The 18,801-nt window shown below is 66.0% G+C and carries 19 protein-coding genes and 1 tRNA gene; 13 read left to right on the top strand and 7 right to left on the bottom strand.

Annotated elements, in window-relative coordinates; translation table 11 throughout:
• On the bottom strand, positions 1 to 1,137 hold the full coding sequence (locus tag ACFPFG_RS03285; RefSeq protein ID WP_380105024.1) for an iron-containing alcohol dehydrogenase: 1,137 nt from the start codon (positions 1,135 to 1,137) through the stop codon (positions 1 to 3).
• A 271-nt stretch (positions 1,138 to 1,408) separates the two neighbouring features.
• Between ACFPFG_RS03285 and ACFPFG_RS03280 the strand changes: the two genes are divergently transcribed.
• Both ACFPFG_RS03280 and ACFPFG_RS03275 read left to right on the top strand, forming a co-directional pair.
• On the top strand, positions 1,409 to 2,413 hold the full coding sequence (locus ACFPFG_RS03280; RefSeq protein ID WP_380105022.1) for an alpha/beta hydrolase: 1,005 nt from the start codon (positions 1,409 to 1,411) through the stop codon (positions 2,411 to 2,413).
• Positions 2,414 to 2,483: 70 nt separating this feature from the next.
• Positions 2,484 to 3,347, top strand: a complete 864-nt coding sequence (locus ACFPFG_RS03275) for a YbgC/FadM family acyl-CoA thioesterase (protein WP_380105020.1) — start codon at positions 2,484 to 2,486, stop codon at positions 3,345 to 3,347.
• Between the two features lie 35 nt (positions 3,348 to 3,382).
• Here the strand turns inward: ACFPFG_RS03275 and ygfZ are convergent, their stop codons facing one another.
• Entirely contained in the window at positions 3,383 to 4,330 is a 948-nt protein-coding gene (ygfZ, locus tag ACFPFG_RS03270) for a CAF17-like 4Fe-4S cluster assembly/insertion protein YgfZ (RefSeq protein WP_380105018.1), read from the bottom strand.
• A 46-nt stretch (positions 4,331 to 4,376) separates the two neighbouring features.
• On the opposite strand from ygfZ, the gene mltG reads away from it, so the two are divergent.
• From mltG to ACFPFG_RS03240, 6 genes are all read left to right on the top strand, one after another.
• Positions 4,377 to 5,378, top strand: coding sequence for an endolytic transglycosylase MltG (mltG, locus tag ACFPFG_RS03265; protein WP_310889403.1), 1,002 nt, complete (start codon positions 4,377 to 4,379; stop codon positions 5,376 to 5,378).
• 94 nt (positions 5,379 to 5,472) lie between these two features.
• The gene (gene tmk, locus ACFPFG_RS03260) at positions 5,473 to 6,147 is read left to right on the top strand and encodes a dTMP kinase (protein WP_380110223.1); all 675 of its coding nucleotides are present in this window, start codon (positions 5,473 to 5,475) and stop codon (positions 6,145 to 6,147) included.
• Entirely contained in the window at positions 6,144 to 7,193 is a 1,050-nt protein-coding gene (locus tag ACFPFG_RS03255; RefSeq protein WP_380105016.1) for a DNA polymerase III subunit delta', read from the top strand. The genes tmk and ACFPFG_RS03255 overlap by 4 nt, the downstream gene beginning before the upstream one ends.
• A 144-nt stretch (positions 7,194 to 7,337) precedes the next feature.
• Positions 7,338 to 7,697 carry a PilZ domain-containing protein gene (locus ACFPFG_RS03250; RefSeq protein ID WP_012205228.1) on the top strand — a complete coding sequence of 120 codons (360 nt, stop codon included), beginning with the start codon at positions 7,338 to 7,340 and terminating at the stop codon, positions 7,695 to 7,697.
• 83 nt (positions 7,698 to 7,780) lie between these two features.
• Positions 7,781 to 8,593, top strand: a complete 813-nt coding sequence (locus ACFPFG_RS03245) for a TatD family hydrolase (protein WP_063326318.1) — start codon at positions 7,781 to 7,783, stop codon at positions 8,591 to 8,593.
• On the top strand, positions 8,584 to 9,315 hold the full coding sequence (locus ACFPFG_RS03240; protein ID WP_380105013.1) for an ankyrin repeat domain-containing protein: 732 nt from the start codon (positions 8,584 to 8,586) through the stop codon (positions 9,313 to 9,315). Before ACFPFG_RS03245 ends, ACFPFG_RS03240 begins: the two co-directional genes overlap by 10 nt.
• Before the next feature lie 45 nt (positions 9,316 to 9,360).
• On the opposite strand, the gene msbA is transcribed toward ACFPFG_RS03240, so the two are convergent.
• Positions 9,361 to 11,178 carry a lipid A export permease/ATP-binding protein MsbA gene (gene msbA, locus ACFPFG_RS03235; RefSeq protein WP_183020490.1) on the bottom strand — a complete coding sequence of 606 codons (1,818 nt, stop codon included), beginning with the start codon at positions 11,176 to 11,178 and terminating at the stop codon, positions 9,361 to 9,363.
• A gap of 189 nt (positions 11,179 to 11,367) precedes the next feature.
• On the opposite strand from msbA, the gene tolB reads away from it, so the two are divergent.
• From tolB to ACFPFG_RS03210, 5 genes are all read left to right on the top strand, one after another.
• Positions 11,368 to 12,687: a Tol-Pal system beta propeller repeat protein TolB gene (gene tolB / locus ACFPFG_RS03230; RefSeq protein WP_013802697.1), complete on the top strand. Its 1,320-nt coding sequence runs from the start codon at positions 11,368 to 11,370 to the stop codon at positions 12,685 to 12,687.
• Positions 12,688 to 12,764: 77 nt separating this feature from the next.
• Positions 12,765 to 13,307: a peptidoglycan-associated lipoprotein Pal gene (gene pal, locus ACFPFG_RS03225; protein ID WP_183020491.1), complete on the top strand. Its 543-nt coding sequence runs from the start codon at positions 12,765 to 12,767 to the stop codon at positions 13,305 to 13,307.
• On the top strand, positions 13,307 to 14,089 hold the full coding sequence (gene ybgF, locus ACFPFG_RS03220; protein WP_183020492.1) for a tol-pal system protein YbgF: 783 nt from the start codon (positions 13,307 to 13,309) through the stop codon (positions 14,087 to 14,089). Before pal ends, ybgF begins: the two co-directional genes overlap by 1 nt.
• On the top strand, positions 14,089 to 14,916 hold the full coding sequence (locus tag ACFPFG_RS03215; protein ID WP_197956512.1) for a tRNA threonylcarbamoyladenosine dehydratase: 828 nt from the start codon (positions 14,089 to 14,091) through the stop codon (positions 14,914 to 14,916). The genes ybgF and ACFPFG_RS03215 overlap by 1 nt, the downstream gene beginning before the upstream one ends.
• 68 nt (positions 14,917 to 14,984) lie before the next feature.
• Positions 14,985 to 15,060, top strand: a tRNA-Lys gene (locus ACFPFG_RS03210).
• 591 nt (positions 15,061 to 15,651) lie between these two features.
• On the opposite strand, the gene ACFPFG_RS03205 is transcribed toward ACFPFG_RS03210, so the two are convergent.
• From ACFPFG_RS03205 to ACFPFG_RS03190, 4 genes are all read right to left on the bottom strand, one after another.
• Positions 15,652 to 16,179 (bottom strand): hypothetical protein, encoded by a 528-nt coding sequence (locus ACFPFG_RS03205; protein ID WP_380105009.1) that lies wholly within the window; start codon positions 16,177 to 16,179, stop codon positions 15,652 to 15,654.
• Positions 16,180 to 16,197: 18 nt separating this feature from the next.
• Entirely contained in the window at positions 16,198 to 16,485 is a 288-nt protein-coding gene (locus ACFPFG_RS03200; protein WP_380105008.1) for an integrase core domain-containing protein, read from the bottom strand.
• A gap of 197 nt (positions 16,486 to 16,682) precedes the next feature.
• A complete protein-coding gene (locus ACFPFG_RS03195; RefSeq protein ID WP_232245833.1) occupies positions 16,683 to 17,009 on the bottom strand; it encodes a hypothetical protein in 327 nt (108 codons plus the stop codon).
• Between the two features lie 432 nt (positions 17,010 to 17,441).
• Complete coding sequence (locus tag ACFPFG_RS03190) at positions 17,442 to 18,515, bottom strand: linear amide C-N hydrolase (RefSeq protein ID WP_232245832.1); 1,074 nt, start codon at positions 18,513 to 18,515, stop codon at positions 17,442 to 17,444.
• Between the last annotated feature and the right edge of the window lie 286 nt (positions 18,516 to 18,801).

The raw sequence follows: 18,801 nt of genomic DNA, 5'->3' as shown, positions 1-18,801 counted from the left end.
TCACAGCGAGGTGGCCAGCATCTGCTCGTAGTCGTCGGCGCTGGCCAGGCGCGGGTTCGTGCCGTGGCAATGGTCCTTGAGCGCGCCGCCGATCACGGCCGCGAACTGGGCGCGCTCCACGCCCATGGCCGCCAGGCCCGTGGGCAGGCCCAGGCGGGCGTTCATGTCGCGTATGGCTTCGGGAATGTCGCTGCCCGAGTCCAGGCCCATGGCGTGGGCCATGCGCTGCAGGCGCTGTTCGGCGCGCACGCTCTCTGCCTCGGCATTGAAGCGCACCACGGCGGGCAGGAACATGGCGTTCAGCGTGCCATGGTGCAGGCGCGGGTTCACGCTGCCCAGGCTGTGGCTGAGGCTGTGCACGCAGCCCAGGCCCTTCTGGAACGCCATGGCGCCCTGCATGCTGGCGCTCATCAACTGGCGGCGTGCCTCGGCGTCCTGGCCATTGCGCGTGGCGCGCTCGATGTGGGCCCAGCCGCGCGTGAGGCCATCGAGCGCAATGCCGTCGGCAGGCGGGTTGAACGCCGCAGCCATGAAGGTCTCCATGCAATGGGCGATGGCGTCCATGCCCGTGGCGGCCGTCAGCATGGCGGGCAGGCCGTAGGTCAGTTCCGGGTCGCAGATGGCGGCTCGGGGCACCAGGTGCCAGCTGTGAAAACCCAGCTTGCGGTGGTCGTCAACGATGATGATGGCGCCGCGTGCCACCTCGCTGCCCGTGCCGCTGGTGGTGGGCACGGCAATCAGCGGGGCCACGCGCTCGCTGATGCGCGGCGAGCCTCCCTCGATGGTGGCGTAGTGCGACAGCGGCCCTTCGTGCGTGGCCGCAATCGCCACGCCCTTGGCGCAGTCGATGGCGCTGCCGCCGCCCACGGCGATCAGGCCGTCGCAGCGCTGCTCCTGGTAGATGGCAGCGGCCGCGCGCACGGCGGCCTCGGTGGGGTTGGAGGGCGTCTGGTCGAACACCGCATGCGGCATGCCGCCCAGCGCATCCAGCGCCTTTTGCAGTACGCCAGCGGCCTTGACGCCCTGGTCGGTGACGATCAGCGGCCGCGTGATGCCCACGCGCTCGCACTCCTGGCGCAACAGGCGCACGGCGCCGAAGTCAAACTGGATCTGGGTGACGTAGTTGATGAAGGCCATGGTCGGTGACTCGTTGCGGGCCGCTGCGGCCCGTGGTGGGGATCAGGGGAGTGCGCCGAATCTAGACCGCGCGTGCTGCACTGCAAACAAAGCAAACCCTGAGAGGGCGCTGCGGCGGTCACGGGGGCGACAGCGCGGGCATGCGCTGCCATCGCATGGCTGCCAGGGCCTTGCGCTCGCGGCACAATGCCTGCTGCGCCTGGCCTGCCGCACCTTGCCGTCCGCACCGGATTGCCTTGCCAGATAGCCCCCGCCGAACCTGTCCCTGAACGTGCCCCTGAACGTGCCCCAGCCTGAATCCTCCTCCCATGCCACGCCGCTGCCGGCGTCCCTGACCCACCAGATGCGCGATGTGCTGCGCCGCATGGAGCGCGCCGCGCGCACGCCCCTGCACCAGCTGGGCGCCGAGGGCGCACGTGCCGCCTACGAGGCGGGGGCCGGCGTGCTCGAGATTCCCAAGCCTGTCCTGCCGCGTGTCGAGGATCTGCCGATTCCCGCGCGCGATGGCGCCGTGCTGCCCGCGCGGCTGTATGCGCCCGTGGAGCGCTGCCAGGCGCCGGCCACGGGCCTGCCCGCGCTGCTGTATCTGCACGGCGGCGGCTTCACCGTGGGCAGCGTGGCCACGCACGACGTGCTGTGCCGCCAGCTGGCCCGTCTGTCGGGCGCCATGGTGGTCTCGCTGGACTACCGGCGCGCGCCAGAGCACAAGTTTCCCACCGCCCACAACGATGCCTGGGACGCGCTGCAGTGGCTGGCCGCGAAGGCGGCCTCGCTGGGCGCCGATCCTGGGCGCCTGGCCGTGGGTGGCGACAGCGCGGGCGGCACGCTGGCCGCAGCCTGCGCCATCCATGCGCGCGACGCGGGCCTCAAGCTGGCCCTGCAACTGCTGATCTACCCGGGCACGACGGCGAATCAGGACACCGACTCGCACCGCCGCTTCGCCCACGGGCTGGTGATCGACGAGCCGGCCATCACCTGGTTCTTCGCCCAGTACCTGAACAGCCCCGCCGACCGCGAGGACTGGCGCTTTGCCCCGCTGCTGGCCCCCGATGTGGACGGCGTGGCCCCGGCCTGGATAGGCCTGGCCGAATGCGACCCGCTGGTGGACGAGGGCGTGGAATACGCCGACAAGCTGCGCATGTCCGGCGTGCCCGTGGACCTGGAGATCTACCGGGGCGTGACCCATGAATTCGTCAAGATGGGCCGCGCCATTGCCGAAGCGCGCCATGCACATGCCGACATGGCGCGCGCCTTGGCCGACGCCTTCGCGGCCTGAAGGCCAAGACGCACCAAAACACACAAAGACACACCAAGACACCCCAAGACAACAGGAGAGAAACACACCCATGCAACGCCAAGATTTCCGCACGCTGCAACGCATCGAAGTGCGCTGGTCCGAAGTGGACGCCCAGAAGATCGTCTTCAACGCCCACTACCTGATGTACGCCGACGTGGCCGTCACCGACTACTGGCGCCAGCTGGGCCTGCCCTATGAATCGTCCTTCGCGGCCCTGGGCGGCGAGTTGTTCGTCAAGAAGGCCACCACCACCTACCACGCATCGGCCACTCTGGGCGACGTGCTGCACGTGGGCATACGCTGCGCCAGGCAGGGCAATACCTCGCTGCTGTTCGAGGCCGGCATCTTCCGCGGCATGGAGCTGCTCAATACGGTGGAACTGGTCTATGTGTTCGCCGACGCCGCCACGCGCCAGCCGCTGCCCGTGCCGCAGCCGCTGCGTGACGTGCTCACGGCCTACGAGGCTGGCCAGAGCGTGGTGCGCGTGGAGTCGGGCAGCTGGAACGACCTGGGCCGCGACGCCGAGCGCCTGCGCCTGGCCGTGTTCGTGCACGAGCAGGGCGTGCCGCGCGAGATCGAGATCGACGAATTCGACCCCGTGGCCCGCCACGCCGTGGTCTACAACGGCCTGGGCCAGCCGATCGCCACCGGCCGCCTGGTCAGCGACAGCCCCGGCGCGGGCAGGATCGGCCGCATGGCCGTGGACCGCAGCGTGCGCGGCGGCCGCTGGGGCCGCATCGTGCTGGACAGCCTGGTCGAAGCCTCCCGCCAGCGCGGTGACCGCGAAGTCGTGCTGCACGCGCAGCGCCATGCCGAGTCGTTCTACCTGCGCGCGGGCTTCACGCCGGAAGGCGAGCCCTATGAAGAGGCCGGCATTCCCCACATCACCATGAGGAAAGTGCTCACCGCCTGAGCTGCAGGCAGCTCAGGCGGTGCAAGGCTCAAATCTCAAATGTCCTCGCGCAACGCGTAGGGCAGGGGCTTGAGCTGCAGCGCCACGGCCTGTGCGGCATCGGCGCGCTGGCCTTCGCCCAGTGCGGCGTGGGCCAGCAGGGGCTTGTCGGCCGAGCTGGTCTGCATGGAGATGATGGCATCCCAGCTGCCATCGGGTGCCGGGGCGGCCTGGACCACGGTCCCGGTGGCCTGCTCCAGATCCTCGGGCGTGAAGACTTCCATGCCAGCTGCCAGCGGCTGCTGGGCATGGGCGATGTAGGCACGGCGCTTGAGCGTGCCCCGGAACTGGCTGCGGGCCACCACCTCCTGGCCCGGGTAGCAGCCCTTCTTGAAGTTCACGCCTTCCACCGATTCGTAGTTGAGCATCTGCGGCACAAAGGCATCCACCACAGGTGCCGACAGCGTGGCAATGCCGCTGGCGACTTCGCTCCAGAGCCAGTCTGCCTCGCTGAGTGCAGGGCCTTCGGGCAGGGGCGCGCCCACGGGCGCCACGCGCAGGGCGCGCGGCTGGCCGGCGGCCGGGTACAGGGCGATCAGGCTGGCGTCGCCGTCATCGGTCTTGGTCCAGGGCACGGCTGCCGGGCCCTGGGCCTGCGCGGCGGCATCGCCAGCCAGCCCGTGCAGCGTGAATTCGGCCGTGGCGTCGCTGAGCTTGCACTTGGCGCGCAGCACGAACATGGACAGGCGCTTGAGCGTGGGCGCCAGCAGGCTGCGGTCGCACAGCAGCAGGATCTCGTCCTTGCTGCGCTTGAAGCCGATGAAGCTGGCCAGCATGCGGCCCTTGGCCGTGCAGAACGCCGCCAGACGCGCATGCTGCAGATCCAGCAGCGCGAAGTCGTTGGTCAGCTGTCCATGCAGGAACTGGGCGGCGTCTTCGCCGAGGGCGCGTATCACGCCGAGATGGGAAACGGAAGCAATGCCGTTCAGTAAAGGCTGGGTCATGGCTGAATTATGATCAGCCGCTCTATTGCTTGCTTGGACCGAGGTTGTGCGCTTTATCTTTCGCGCTTTGATGATGCTGCTGGTGCTGGCCGCCGTGCTGGCCGGTGCCGGCTGGTGGTGGCTGAACCAGCCGCTGCCGCTGGCCCAGCCTACGCTGGAGCTGGAGGTCGAACCCGGCACCACGCCGCGTGGCGTGGCCCGCGAAGTGGTCAAGGCCGGCGTGCAGACCGATGCGCGGCTGCTGTACGCCTGGTTCCGCGTCTCGGGGCAGGACCGGCAGATCAAGGCCGGCAACTACGAGCTGACCACGGGCCTGACCCCCTATGTGCTGCTGCAAAAACTCGCGCGCGGCGAGGAATCGCTCAAGGCACTGACCCTGGTGGAAGGCTGGAACTGGCGCCAGGTGCGCGCGGCCCTGGCCCGCGAGGAATTCCTGCGCCAGGAAAGCGCAGGCATGGACGACGCAGCCCTCATGCAGGCCCTGGGCCGCGCGGGCGTGGCGCCCGAGGGCCGCTTCTTCCCCGATACCTATACCTATGCCAAGGGCAGCTCCGACCTGGCCGTGCTGCGCCGCGCCCTGCATGCCATGGACCGGCGCCTGGCCGATGTCTGGGCGCTGCGCTCGGCCGACACGCCGCTCAAGACGCCCGACGAAGCGCTGATCCTGGCCAGCATCGTCGAGAAGGAAACCGGCCGCGCGGCCGACCGCGCACAGATCGCCGGTGTCTTCAGCAACCGCCTGCGCATCGGCATGCTGCTGCAGACCGATCCCACCGTGATCTACGGCCTGGGCGAGAAATTCGACGGCAACCTGCGCCGCCGCGACCTGCAGACCGACACGCCCTGGAACACCTACACCCGCGCGGGCCTGCCACCCACGCCCATTGCCATGCCCGGCAAGGCCGCCCTCATGGCCGCCGTGCAGCCCGGACAGACCAAGGCGCTGTACTTTGTGGCGCGTGGCGACGGCTCCAGCCATTTCAGTGCCTCGCTGGACGAGCACAACCGCGCCGTGAACCGCTACCAGCGTGGCCAGCAAAAGCCCTGAGCAAAAGCCCTGAGCAAAAGCCCTGAGATATTCCCCAGGGCTGCTGCGCTCTGCGCAGCGCTTGCGTATCCTCTCTTTCCATATGACCACTGCAATTCCCGCCGGCCTGTTCATCAGCTTCGAAGGCATCGATGGCGCCGGCAAGTCCTCGCACATCGCGTCGCTGGCCCAGGCTTTCCGTGACCAGGGCCGCACGGTGACGCTCACCCGCGAGCCCGGCGGCACGCCGCTGGCCGAAAAGCTGCGCGCGCTGATGCTGCACGACCCCATGGACCCGCTGACCGAGGCCCTGATCGCCTTTGCCGCGCGACGCGACCACCTTGTGCAGGTGATCGAGCCTGCGCTGGCGCGCGGCGAAGTCGTGCTCTGCGACCGCTTCACCGATGCCACCTTTGCCTACCAGGGTGCGGGCCGTGGCTTCGACTTGCAGCCGCTGGCGACGCTGGAGCGCATGGTGCAGACGGGCACCGCCCCCCAGCCCGATCTGCTGCGCGAGCCCCACCTGACGCTCTGGTTCGATCTGCCCGCCGAGGTGGCCGCCGAGCGCCTGGCCTCGGCCCGCGTGCCGGATCGATTCGAGTCCGAGCCCGGCAGCTTTTTCGCACGCGTGGCCCAGGGCTATGCGGCGCGCGCTGCCGCCGCGCCCCAGCGCTTTGCGCGCATCGACTCCAACGCCAGCCGGCATGTGGTCTGGCAGCAGATCACCCAGGTCATGGTGCGCCGGGGCTGGCTGGCCATCATGGTCGGCGGACAGGCAGGTGCCGCATGAGCGAGGCCCTGCCACAACCGGCCGAGACCGACACCGCCTGGATCGCCGGGCAACGCACGCGCCTGCTGGCCCAGCGCGGCCACGCCTGGCTGCTGCAGGGGCCTTCCGGCCTGGGCCAGTACGCACTGTCGCTGTCGCTGGTGCGCGCCTGGCTGTGCGAATCGCCGTCGCCCCAGGGGGCCTGCGGCCACTGCGGCAGCTGCCACGCCATCGACGTGCGCGCCCATGCCGACCTGTGCGTGCTCATGCCCGAGGTGCAGATGATGGCGCTGGGCTGGCCGCTGCCCGAGAAGGCCCAGGCCGATATCGACGACAAGAAGCGCAAGCCCAGCAAGGAAATCCGTGTCGAGGCCATGCGCGACGCCGTGGAGTTCTGCCAGCGCACCAGCGCGCGCGGGCGCGGCAAGGCCGTGCTGGTCTATCCGGCCGAGCAGATGAACGCCATCACGGCCAATGCGCTGCTCAAGACGCTGGAGGAGCCGCCGGGCGATGCCCGCTTCGTGCTGGCCAGCGAGGCGGCCCACCAGCTGCTGCCCACCATCCGCAGCCGTTGCCTGACCCACACCATGGCCTGGCCCGATCAGCAAGAGGCCCTGGCCTGGCTGCAGGAGCAGGGCGTGGCCCCGGAAGCGGCCGCCGTTGCGCTGCGCGCCTCAGGCGGGCGCCCCGGCGACGCGCTGGCATTGGCGCACAGCGGTGGCGGCAAGGACATGGCCGCATGGTCCCAGTTGCCGCGCGCGCTGGCCAAGGGCGATGTGGCGGCCCTGGCCGCCTATGCTCCGCCCCATGCCGTGGAGGCCTTGCAGAAGATCTGCCACGACCTGATGGCCCTGGCCGCAGGCGCCGCGCCGCGCTACTTCACGCCGGCCGACCTGCCGTCGCGGCCGCTGGACATGGGCCTGCTGGCCGAATGGTCACGCGCGCTGGCCCAGGCCGCGCGCACGGCGGACCACCCCTTCAACGCCGGGCTCATGACCGAGGCCCTGGCCGCCGAGGCCCGGCGCGTGCTCATGTCCGGCCAGCCCGCCCGCCAGCGCCGGGGATGAGGCGCGGGGAGCGGGGCGTGGCGACAGTGCAGCAGCGCGGCTGGGTGCTTTTCGCCACATGAAAGCCCGGCCTGTTAACCTACTGCCCTGGGCCCGGTGCCGATCGCGCCGGCCGCTCACCGAACCAATGTCTGCAAACCACCCATGAGCACCGCACCCACCACACCCCGTCCCAGCGTGATGCAACTGGCGATCAAGGAAAAGGCCGCGCTGTACGCCGCCTACATTCCCATGTTCGCCGAAGGGGGCGTTTTCGTGCCCACGCAGCGTGAGTACCGTCTTGGCGATGATGTCTACGTGCTGCTGACCCTGCCCGACGAGCCCCAGCGCTATCCCGTGGCCGGCCGCGTGGCGTGGATCACGCCCGCGCGCGCCTCGGGCAACCGCACGCAGGGCATAGGCATACAGTTCCCCAAGGACGAGAAGTCCGCCGAGCTCAAGGCCAAGATCGAGAACATCCTGGGCTCGGCTCTGGCCTCGGATAAGGCCACGCAGACGGTCTGAGTCCTGCGCCTGCCTCTGCCCGCATGCCGACACGGAGGAAATGCTCTCCGGTCGGCATGCCTGTTTCTGAACCACGAGATTCCATGTTTACCGATTCCCACTGCCATCTGAATTTCCCCGAGCTGCAAAGCCGCCTGCCCGAGATCCGCGAGGCCATGGCGGCCGCGCGCGTCACGCGTGCGCTGTGCATCTGCACCACGATGGAGGAATTCGGCGATGTGCACCAGCTGGCGCTGGACCACGACAATTTCTGGGCCACGGTGGGCGTGCATCCCGATACGGAACACATGACCGAGCCCAGCGTGGCCGACCTGGTCGAGCGCGCCGCCCTGGCGCGCGTGGTGGCCATCGGCGAAACGGGACTGGACTACTACGGCATGGAAGACCGCAAGGGCGGGCGCACGATTGCCGACCTGGAATGGCAGCGCGAGCGCTTTCGCGTGCACATCCGCGCGGCGCGCCAGACGCAAAAGCCCCTGGTCATCCACACGCGCAGCGCCTCTGATGACACGCTGGCCATCCTGCGCGAAGAAGGCGAGGACGGCTCGGCAGGCCAGGCCGGCGGCGTGTTCCACTGCTTCACCGAGACCATGGAGGTCGCGCGTGCGGCGCTGGACCTGGGCTACTACATCTCCATGTCGGGCATCGTCACCTTCAAGAACGCCCAGCACCTGCGCGACGTGGCCGCCTTCGTGCCGGCCGACCGCCTGCTGATCGAGACCGACAGCCCCTACCTGGCGCCCGTTCCCTATCGCGGCAAGACCAACAATCCGTCCTACGTGCCTTACGTGGCACAGCAGATTGCGCAGGTGCGCGGCATGTCCGTGGAGGACGTGGCGGCCCTGACCAGTGCCAACTTCGACCAGCTGTTCAAGGGGGTTGTCGCATGCGACTGAATGCTGCGGCCAGTGGCCGCGTGGGCGTGGACCGTCGCCACTGGCTGGCCCAGGCCGGCCAGGCCGTGGTGGCCCTGGCCGCAGCCCGCGGCGGGCTGGCGCATGCCAGCCAGTACGACGACTACGTGCGCGCCATCATCAGCGACAACGAGCGCGCCATGGTCAACCTGATCTTTCGCGGCTTCGACCCCAACACCCGCGACACGCGCGGCCGCCCGGGCCTGGTGGCCGCCTTGCACCAGGGCTCGCTGGGCGTGTTCGACGTGCTGCTCAAATCCCCGGGCATCAAGGTCAACGAAGCCTCCCAGCAGGGCGAAACGCCGCTGATGATGGCCTGCATCAAGGGCCACCTTGACCTGGCCAAGGAACTCATACGCCGGGGCGCCGATGTCAACCGCCCCGGCTGGACGCCGCTGCACTATGCCACCTCCGCCGACCTGCCCAAGACGCTGGACATCGTCAAGCTGCTGCTGGACAAAAGCGCCTACATCGATGCCGAATCGCCCAACGGCACCACCCCGCTGATGCTGGCCGCCCAATACAGCAGCGAAGCCGTGGTGGACCTGCTCATCACGGAGGGTGCCGACGTCGTCCTGCGCAACCAGCGGGGCTTCACGGCCGCCGACTTCGCCAGGCAGGTGGACCGCCAGTACATGGTCGACAAACTCACCAAGGCCATCAAGGCCGAACGCAAGACCCAGCCTTCGCGCGGAAGCTGGTAGCAGCAAGCCAGGCGGGTGGCACCGTCGGTGTCGCTGCTGTCCCTCTCAGGGCGTGTGGTTCCTGCTCAATCGGGCGTACAGGCCGTCCCGCGCCAGCAGCTCGGCATGCGTGCCTTGCTCTGCAATGCGGCCGCGCTCCATCACCACCACGCGGTCGGCATGCTCGATGGTCGAGAGCCGGTGGGCGATGACCAGGGTCGTGCGGCCCTGCATCAGCCGCGTCAGCGCCTCCTGCACCAGGCGTTCGGATTCATTGTCCAGGGCCGATGTGGCCTCGTCCAGGATCAGGATGGGCGCATCCTTGTACAGTGCCCGCGCAATCGCCAGCCGCTGGCGCTGGCCCCCCGACAGCTGGCTGGCGTTGTGGCCCACCACCGTCTGCAGTCCATTGGACAGGCCGCGCACATGGGTGCCCAGATTGGCGGCATCCAGCGCGGCCCACAGCTGGGCCTCGTCTTCCACCCCGCCCAGCGCCACGTTGGCGGCAATGGTGTCGTTGAACATCACCACGTCCTGGCTGACCATGGCGAACTGCTGGCGCAGCGCGGCCAGATCCCATTCGGGAAGGGGCGTGCCGTCCAGCAGCAGCTGGCCGCCCGTGGGCTGCAAAAAGCGTGGCAGCAGGTTCACCAGCGTGGTCTTGCCCGCGCCGGAGGGGCCGACCAGGGCCACCACCTCGCCCGGGCGCACGCGCAGGTCCACATGGCTCAGGGCGGGTGCCTTGTCCTCGCCAAACTGCACGGACACGTCGCGCAACTCGATCTCGCCGCGCGCCTTGCCGGGCACTTGCGTGCCGCCGGTCTCGTCGCCCGAGCCCTCCAGCAGATGCAGGCCACGCTCCAGTGCCGCCACGCCACGCGTGATGGGGTTGGCCACATCGGCCAGGCGGCGGATGGGGGCAATCAGCATCAGCATGGCAGTGATGAAGGCCGCAAAGCTGCCCACCGTCACATCCTGCACATTGGCCGCGGCGGCGCCCGTGCCCCGGCTTTGCCACAGCGCGATGCAGATCACGGCCGACAGGGCCGCGGCGGCCAGCAATTGGGTCAGCGGCGTCATGGCCGCCGAGGCGATGGTGGCCTTGATCGCCAGCTTGCGCAGTTGCCCGCTCAGGCCTCCAAAGCGCTTTTGCTGGCCTTGTTGCGCTCCATGCAGGCGCACCATGCGATGGGCCAGAACGTTCTCTTCCACCACATAGGCCAGGGAATCGGTGGCCTCCTGGCTGATCTTGGTGATGCGGTACAGGCGGCGCGACAGCGTCTTCATGATCCAGGCCACGCCAGGCACCACGGCCGCCACCACCAGCGTCAGCTGCCAGTTCAGATACAGCAGGTAGCCCAGCAGCGCCACCAGCGTGAAGCCGTCGCGCGAGATACCCAGCATGGCCTGCACCAGCAGCGTGGAGCCTGTCTGCACCTCATAGACCACGGTATTGGACAGCGATGAGGCAGACTGGCGCGAGAACAGCGCCATATCGGCCGCCAGCAGCCGCTCGAACAGGCGCCTGCGCAGCGCCAGCATGCCCTCGTTGGCAATGCGCGCCAGCGCGTACTGGCCCACGAACTGCGACAGGCCCCGCACCAGGAACACGCCGATGATGGCCAGCGGCACCGACCACAGCGGCAGCGTGCCGTCGGTGAAGCCGCTGTCCAGCAGCGGCTGCAGCAGGGCAGGGATCAATGGCTCGGTGACCGCGCCCACCAGCGTGGCAGCCACGGCCAGCGTCCAGGCCAGGCGCTGGCCACCAAAGTAGGGTGACAGGCGCTTGAGGCGCTGCGACAGGGTCAGGGTGCTGGCGAGATCATGGGCCGCCGGTGCGGCGGACGGCGCAGGGGCCGGCGGCGGTGAGGATGGTGCTTGCATGAAGCGCGGATTTTACGGCGGGCTTGCCTGGGGCAGCCTCATGGGGAACTGATGCGGCTGCCGGTGATCGAGAAAGCCTGGGCCGACAGACCCTACAGTGCACGTTCTTACATCGTGACGCATCCAGTGTGTGTAACATTCGCACCTGTGCAAGTACCGGGGTCTTCCCGTAGATATTGATGAATGCCAATGACTATTGACCGACTCCTTTCTCCCTCCTCCCTGGCGGCCGTGCCGCGCACTTCGCGCCGAACCCTGCTGGCCGCTCTCGCCTCAACCCCCGCAATTCCCGCGCTGGCCCAGTTCCGCGTCGAAGTGACGGGCGTAGGCCTGACCCAGTTGCCCATCGCCATTGCAGCATTCAAGGGAGAAGGGCAGGCGCCCCAGAAGATCTCGGCCATCATCCAGGCCGACCTGGAGCGCAGCGGTCAGTTCCGCGCCGTGGACACGGCAGGCGTGCAGCTCGATGAAACCTCGCGCCCCGACGTCGCCATGTGGCGCCAGAAAAGCGCCGATTCCCTGGCCGTGGGCAGCATCACGCGCCTGGCCGATGGCCGCTACGACGTGCGCTTTCGCCTCTGGGACGTGGTCAAGGGCCAGGACCTGGGCGGCCAGGGCTTTGCCGTCACCACGGGCGACCTGCGCCTGGTGGCCCACCGCATCTCCGACTACATCTACGAGAAACTCACGGGCGAGAAGGGCGTGTTCTCCACGCGCATCGCCTACGTGACCAAGGCGGGCAGCAACTACCGCCTGTGGGTGGCCGATGCCGATGGCGAGAACGCCCAGTCGGCCCTGTCCAGCCCCGAACCCATCATCTCGCCTGCCTGGTCGCCCACTGGAACCCAACTGGCCTACGTGTCCTTCGAGTCGCGCAAGCCCGTGGTCTATGTGCACGATGTGGCCAGTGGCCGCCGTCGCCTGGTTGCCAACTTCCGGGGCTCCAACAGCGCACCGGCCTGGTCGCCCGATGGCAACTCCCTGGCCGTCACGCTCAGCCGCGACGGCGGCTCGCAGCTGTACCTGATCAGTGCCCAGGGCGGCGAGCCGCGCCGCCTGATGCAAAGCAGCGGCATCGACACCGAGCCGAACTTCTCCAGCGATGGCCGCTCCATCTACTTCGTCAGCGACCGTGGCGGCGCCCCGCAGATCTACAAGGTGCCGGCCTCGGGCGGCAGCGCGGAGCGCGTCACCTTCACCGGCAACTACAACATCTCGCCCAGCGTCAGCCCCGATGGAAAGTGGCTCGCCTACGTCTCGCGCGTGGGCGGCGGCTTCAAGCTCCACGTCATGGACCTGGGCACCGGCACAGTGAATGCCATTACCGACACCACGGCCGACGAAAGCCCCAGCTTCGCCCCCAACAGCCGACTGATCGTCTACGCCACCCTGCAGCAGGGCCGCGAATCCCTGATGACCACCACGCTGGACGGAAAGATCAAGGCGCGGCTGGCAGGGCAGGGCGGAGACATCCGCGAGCCCGACTGGGGTCCGTTCCAGCGCCAGTGACAGCCGGCTTCCCCGATTTCTCTTCAGTCAACCAGTCAACTCAGCACGAAGTCCACCCGGACATACGGAGATTTTTCATGATCACCATCAAACGACTTTCCCTGGCACTTGCAGTCACCGCACTCATGGCAGGTTGCAGCTCGGGCGTCAAGCTTGACGAAACCCCGGTCACCGACGCGGGCGCCACCAGCACGGGCCAGGGCAGCGGTGCCGGCACCGGCAGCACCTCGCAAAGCGGCATCTCGGGCGTGGACCTGACCGGCTCGGCCGCCGACAAGGCAGGTCCCCAAGGCGTCAGCCGCATCGTCTACTTCGACTTCGACAGCTACGTCGTCAAGGCCGACGCCCAGCCCCAGATCGAAGCCCATGCACGCTTCCTGAAGGCATCGTCTGCACGCAAGGTGCAGATCGAAGGCCACACCGACGAGCGCGGCGGCCGCGAATACAACCTGGCCCTGGGCCAAAAGCGCGCCGAAGCCGTGCGCCGCTCGCTGGGCCTGCTGGGCGTCAGCGATGCGCAAATGGAAGCCGTGAGCTACGGCAAGGAAAAGCCTGCCTCCGAAGGCCATTCCGAAGACGCCTACGCGCAAAACCGCCGCGCTGAACTGTCCTACCGTTGATGAACATGCAGCGCTCCCCGATCCTGCATCGCACCGCGCTGCGCACGCTGCTGGCGGCCGGCCTGATGGCCGGCTACGCCGCCAGCGGCCATGCCGCACTGTTCGGCGATGACGAGGCGCGCCGCGCCATCCTGGAAATGCGCCAGCGCGTCGACAGCATGCAGCAGTCGCAGCAGCGCATGACCGAGGAAAGCTCGCAAACGCGCCGTGGCCTGCTCGAACTGCAGTCGCAGATCGAGCAGCTCAAGTCCGAGCAAGCCAAGCTGCGCGGCCAGAACGAGCAGCTGCTGCGCGATGTGGCCGAACTGCAGCGCGGCCAGCGCGACATCGCCAAGGGCGTGGACGAGCGCCTGCGCCAGTTCGAGCCCGTCACGGTGACGGTGGACGGCCAGGAATTCGCGGCCGACCCCGCAGAAAAGCGCGACTACGAAGCGGCGCTGGCGCAGTTCCGCGCGGGCAGCTTCGCCGAAGCCGGCACCGCCTTCTCGTCCTTTCTGAACCAGTGGCCCAAGAGCGGCTATGTGCCCTCGGCACGCTTTTGGCTGGGCAATGCGCAGTACGCCAATCGCAACTACAAGGATGCGATCACCAACTTCCGTGCCCTGCTGGCGGCAGCCCCCATGCACGGCCGGGCGCCGGAGGCGGCCCTGTCCATCGCCAACTGCCAGATCGAGATGAAGGACACCAAGGCCGCGCGCAAGACGCTGGAAGACCTCATCAAGGCCTATCCCAACGCCGAAGCCACGGCTGCGGCCAAGAACCGTCTCGCCAGCCTCAAGTGATGAACGACACGGTCTCTTCATCCCTCCCGGAAGAAGACAAGACAGCGCCTGAAGCAGGCGCTGTTTTTTCTGATGCCGACCTGCAGCGCCGCTTCGGCGGCCTGGAGCGCCTGTATGGCGTGCCGGGCGCCGCGCGCATCCGCGCCGCGCACGTCGTCGTGGTGGGCATCGGCGGCGTGGGCTCCTGGACCGCCGAGGCGCTGGCGCGCAGCGGCGTGGGCGAACTCACTCTGATCGATATGGACCATGTTGCCGAGTCCAACGTCAACCGCCAGATTCACGCGCTTTCCACCACCGTGGGCCAGGCCAAGATCGAAGCCATGCGCGAGCGCATCGCCCAGATCAATCCGGCCTGCCGCGTGCACTGCATCGACGACTTCGTTGACCCGGACAACTGGCTGCGCCTGTTGCCCCCCGACGCCGATGCCGTCATCGACGCCTGCGACCAGGTCAAGGCCAAGACCGCCATGGCCGCCCATGCGCGCGCCACGCGGCAATGCTTCATCTGCGTGGGTGCCGCCGGCGGCAAGCGCCTGGCTCACAAGGTCGATATCGACGACCTCTGCGCCACCACGCACGACCCACTGCTGGCCCAACTGCGCTACCGCCTGCGCCGCGAGCACGGCGCGCCCAAGGAGGGCAAGCGCATCGGCATCGCCTGCGTCTTCAGCCGCGAAGCCGTGGCACCGCCTGACGCCTCCTGCGCCATCGAAGGCGACGGCACGCTCAACTGCCACGGCTACGGCTCGGTAGTGGCCGTCACCGCCACCTTCGGCCAGTGCGCCGCAGGTTGGGTCATCGATCAACTGAGCCGCATCAAGAATTGAGGCGTAAAATTTGGTGCTAGAATCTATGTCTTCGCTGAGCAGCATCTGATGCATGCAAGGCGTGGTTCGGGTCTTTAGCTCAGTCGGTAGAGCAGCGGACTTTTAATCCGTTGGTCGCGAGTTCGAATCTCGCAGGACCCACCAACAAACACGCGGAAGCCGCGCTATCGTAAAGGTAGCGCGGCTTTTGTTTTATTCCCAATTTGGGAATAGAGGTCAGCCCAGGGACTGCCGTTTCGAGACCTTCGAGCGGTCGTAGACCCGGGCCGTGGTGGCCGAGCTGGCGTGAGCTCGGGTGGTGACCTACCCCCTTTAGACGTGCCAATGTTCAATTAGCGAGCCCAAGGTTGTGGAGACTACTTGATCACCGGAGAGTCACTGCGGGCTTTTTCTCTTGGAGCCATTAGCATTCATGCCCGTCGCATGGCGGGCTGGCTGCCGACCATAGGGTTTTTGAGGAGCGATCCTCTGAGATAATTGCTTCATGTCAGACATCATCTTGGTAGCGCTCTGCTTTCTGGCCGCGCTCATACTGGTTTCCAGCGTGTGGCGCTATCCCAGGCTGAGGTGGCTACTTGCCGCTTTGGTGTTTGCCTCGTTCCTAACTCGCTTTGATTGGTTCAAGACATTTGTCAGTTGGCGGATTTAGCGCCCAAGGAAAAAAGCCCGCCAGGTTCGCCAGCGGGCTTTTGTGTTTTTGCTCTGGTCAATCCAGGTGTTGGCGTGCCAGAAAGGCTATGGCTCGCGTCGGACAGACAGATAGCCAGGAAGTGCACTCTCTCCTTCAAGAAAGATAGTGATCAACAGTCCATCTTTTAGGATCATCTCGTCGGGGAACAGTGAGGTACCTGTCTTTTGGGCGTGACCAGCTTTCCTCTCTGAGACTGAGAAGATGTTTGGCATGCCACCATAGGATGGCTTTTTGCCAGCGCAGTACAAGTAAGCCATGCCTGAAAATTTATTCTTGATATCGCCGGCACATTCATTGGCATCCATCACCAAGACAGCCTTTCCTTCTGCATTTTTGAAACGCATGACAGGAATATTGTCTTCTACAGAAAGACTCGCCGATGTGATTTTTAAGCGATTGCGGCGGCTATCCGTCACTGTGTAGTTTCCAGTGAAAATAGGTATTGCATCGGAAGCATCTCTTTGTCTTTTGGGTTGCTGTGCCTGATTGGTGCTGTTGCGACTTTGGTCTGTGGTTGCGCAGCCGGCAAGCAAGGTTGTCGCGATAAGAAGAGCAATGTATTGAAGCTTCATGTGACCTTGAAAATTATGTCAATCGTTTCGAGTTGAATATATCCGATGCGTACACCAGACGCTGACCAGTTGCCGATGCATGTACTTACCGGCCACCTTCGGGTGTATTGACCCAGCGGTTTCTGCACAGGTCAGGCGGCTAAAGCATATGCCTCCGCGGGGGTCTTCGTCGCCAGCCTGGTGAGGGCGCCGGTGGTTGTACAAGCCGATCCAGTCTGCGATCACGCGGCGGGCGTGCTGCAGGGTTTCGAGCCGGTGGCGATGCACGCATGGGTCTTTGAGCGTTCTGATCACGCGCTTGACCATGCCGTTTTGCTCCGGGCTGTAGGGAATGATGAACTACTGCTGCAGGCCATGGCTCCTGACCCAAAGTTCCCGGAGTGCGCCTGTTATTCGATGCAAAGGGCTTGCGCCAGGTGGCCAAGATGCCGGGCGCGAACGGGCATGCCTTGCGCGTTTCTGCAGGACGAACAGATCCTGGGCTGGCTGGACGCCGCGCTCCGTCAATTCACTACCGAAATCTTGAGCACGTACGCCGATGACTTGCCCTGGCGGGCGGCTGCGCGGTTGAGGAAGACACGCACACGGTAGTCCCCGCTGGCGGGCAATGCACCGGTCCATGTGGGTCCGTCTGCCACCTCGCCCCGGTACAGCGCTTCCTCGCTGCCGGGTGGCAGCACGTTGAAGTAGGTGGAGGTGGATTTCGTCTCCATGTGCACGGTCATCTTCTGCCCGGCACCCGCACGCACTATGTAGTCGCGCGCCTGTACCTTGTTGCCTTGGAGCTTGCCTTGAACAGTGGCGCCCGACGTGCCTTTCTTGAAGTTCACCGCAGTGGAGGGAACATCCGCCTGGGCGATCGCTGGCACTTGCGCAAGCGTGATGGAAGCGAAAAACGCGGCCGCGCAAATTCTGCAAAGCATGCTGGTCCTTTCTAGGAGGCACCGATCGCCTCGCTTGCATGCAGGCTGCCAGACGATCGAGGAGGTTGACCGCCACGATGCTCAACGAGACCGGCTAGCCGTGGCAGACCGGGACCGACGGAAGATTTGACCGCAGGCTGCGCGGGGAATACCTGTCCATCGGGTGGTTTCGCTTGCACGAAAAGCTGTCTCGAATATTCTTTCTCCATGCACGGATTTTTCATGATATTCGCTGAAGACGTCATGGATGAAAAAATACCTGAAGCAATTGCGATATGCCGGTCCATGGGAAAATCATGCCGATTGATTGTTGCGACAGCGCCGCATGGAGCCGTCGTCTCAGAGACCCAGAAATTGAAACGGCACTGATTCCTGGAACTGCCGCGTGGCATCGCCCGAGAAGGTGTGGTTCTGGTCCGTTCCCAGATCTAGCTTGAGCACCTTGCCGGTTTTCTGGCTGAAGTCGAGTGCCTTGAGGTCTATCCAGAAGGTGTTTGGTGTCAACGCTGATTCGAAGAAGTAGAGCTTGCGCTGGTGATCGAACACGGTTCGCCAGCGGGTCGAGGAGATGTTGGGTTCCTCGGGCGTATTCAGGCCGTAGGGCACCGAAGCGTTGCGGATCACGCTGAAGACGCTGGCAAGGGCCTTGTTGGGGTCCTGATTTTTGGGGATGGCGTTGACGTAGAACGACGCGCGGGCAAACCGGTCAGCGGCGCGATTGGTGCCGGGCAGCATGGTGGTGCCGCCCACTTGCTGCCAATAGGTGTTCAGCGCCAGTTGCTGATCAAAGGTCGGCGAATTGGTCATGACCTGGTATTGCCGGCCGTGGTGTATCACCTGCCGGCCGTCGATGTACTCGACGATGGCGCTGTCGCCGGTGGCGTCGGACATCGAGAGATGCAGCGTCGTCAGCCGGTTTTCTCCGGGAACGTTGTCGGAGACGATGGTGAAAGGTTCTTTCTCCAGCGCCGCAACGGCTTCCTGGACGGTGGCGAAGTTGTCGAGCACGTATTGCGCCCAGGCTGCGATGGTCAGGCCAGGCTTGCTGCCGGTCCCGAAGGCCGGGTATTGGGACTCCACCAGCCAGAGCAGATTGGCGTTCAGGCCGGCTTCATTGACTCCGTCGGTGGTGGATACGTCATAGCCCGAGGTGATGACGCTTCCGTATCTGGAGGTCCAGCGCAAGGAGTTCGGGCCTGCCTTGCCTGTACGCTCCATTCCACGCGGCAGCACCCAGAGATTGCTGACGATGTCGCTTTTCCAATCCATGGAGCGCGCGGTGACGACTTGGCCGCTCGCACCGAGAAAGACAAGGCGGGTACATGCCCAGGTGCTGGAAAGGGCCGTAAGGCCGGAAAATCCCATCAGCAATGCACCCATTACGGGATGAATCTGCAATCTGCGTTTCTTCACGGCAACTCCTTTGCGGGCAAATGGACTGGTGCACCAGTGTAGTGCTCCATTTGCATTCAAAGTCAGAAGAAGGAGGGCAGAAAAATCCGCCTTGGGATCTTGAGAAAAAGGTGGCTCGGAAATCTGGCGGTCTTGTGGCTGCGGCGCAAGGACCTGGGGCGCAGGCGAGCGCAGGGCGGCGCAGCTGTCAGATGGCGTGGCTGAACATGGGGCTGGCCAGCATCGCCACCGCAAAGGAGATGGCGCAGATCGCAGACCACAGGAAAACGAGGAAGAGATGGCGCAT

It is taken from the genome of Delftia deserti, assembly GCF_042653485.1.
GTDB classification, from domain to species: domain Bacteria; phylum Pseudomonadota; class Gammaproteobacteria; order Burkholderiales; family Burkholderiaceae_C; genus Comamonas; species Comamonas acidovorans.
This window is presented reverse-complemented; position numbering and strand designations above follow the sequence as displayed.

What these genes read in the sequence shown, in the direction of transcription:
- ACFPFG_RS03285 (WP_380105024.1), bottom strand. Translation starts at nt 1,137, where the DNA reads ATGGCCTTCATCAACTACGTCACCCAGATCCAGTTTGACTTCGGCGCC.
- ACFPFG_RS03275 (WP_380105020.1), top strand. Translation starts at nt 2,484, where the DNA reads ATGCAACGCCAAGATTTCCGCACGCTGCAACGCATCGAAGTGCGCTGG.
- ygfZ (WP_380105018.1), bottom strand. Translation starts at nt 4,330, where the DNA reads ATGACCCAGCCTTTACTGAACGGCATTGCTTCCGTTTCCCATCTCGGC.
- ACFPFG_RS03255 (WP_380105016.1), top strand. Translation starts at nt 6,144, where the DNA reads ATGAGCGAGGCCCTGCCACAACCGGCCGAGACCGACACCGCCTGGATC.
- ACFPFG_RS03250 (WP_012205228.1), top strand. Translation starts at nt 7,338, where the DNA reads ATGAGCACCGCACCCACCACACCCCGTCCCAGCGTGATGCAACTGGCG.
- ACFPFG_RS03245 (WP_063326318.1), top strand. Translation starts at nt 7,781, where the DNA reads ATGTTTACCGATTCCCACTGCCATCTGAATTTCCCCGAGCTGCAAAGC.
- ACFPFG_RS03240 (WP_380105013.1), top strand. Translation starts at nt 8,584, where the DNA reads ATGCGACTGAATGCTGCGGCCAGTGGCCGCGTGGGCGTGGACCGTCGC.
- msbA (WP_183020490.1), bottom strand. Translation starts at nt 11,178, where the DNA reads ATGCAAGCACCATCCTCACCGCCGCCGGCCCCTGCGCCGTCCGCCGCA.
- tolB (WP_013802697.1), top strand. Translation starts at nt 11,368, where the DNA reads ATGACTATTGACCGACTCCTTTCTCCCTCCTCCCTGGCGGCCGTGCCG.
- pal (WP_183020491.1), top strand. Translation starts at nt 12,765, where the DNA reads ATGATCACCATCAAACGACTTTCCCTGGCACTTGCAGTCACCGCACTC.
- ybgF (WP_183020492.1), top strand. Translation starts at nt 13,307, where the DNA reads ATGAACATGCAGCGCTCCCCGATCCTGCATCGCACCGCGCTGCGCACG.
- ACFPFG_RS03215 (WP_197956512.1), top strand. Translation starts at nt 14,089, where the DNA reads ATGAACGACACGGTCTCTTCATCCCTCCCGGAAGAAGACAAGACAGCG.
- ACFPFG_RS03205 (WP_380105009.1), bottom strand. Translation starts at nt 16,179, where the DNA reads ATGAAGCTTCAATACATTGCTCTTCTTATCGCGACAACCTTGCTTGCC.
- ACFPFG_RS03200 (WP_380105008.1), bottom strand. Translation starts at nt 16,485, where the DNA reads ATGGTCAAGCGCGTGATCAGAACGCTCAAAGACCCATGCGTGCATCGC.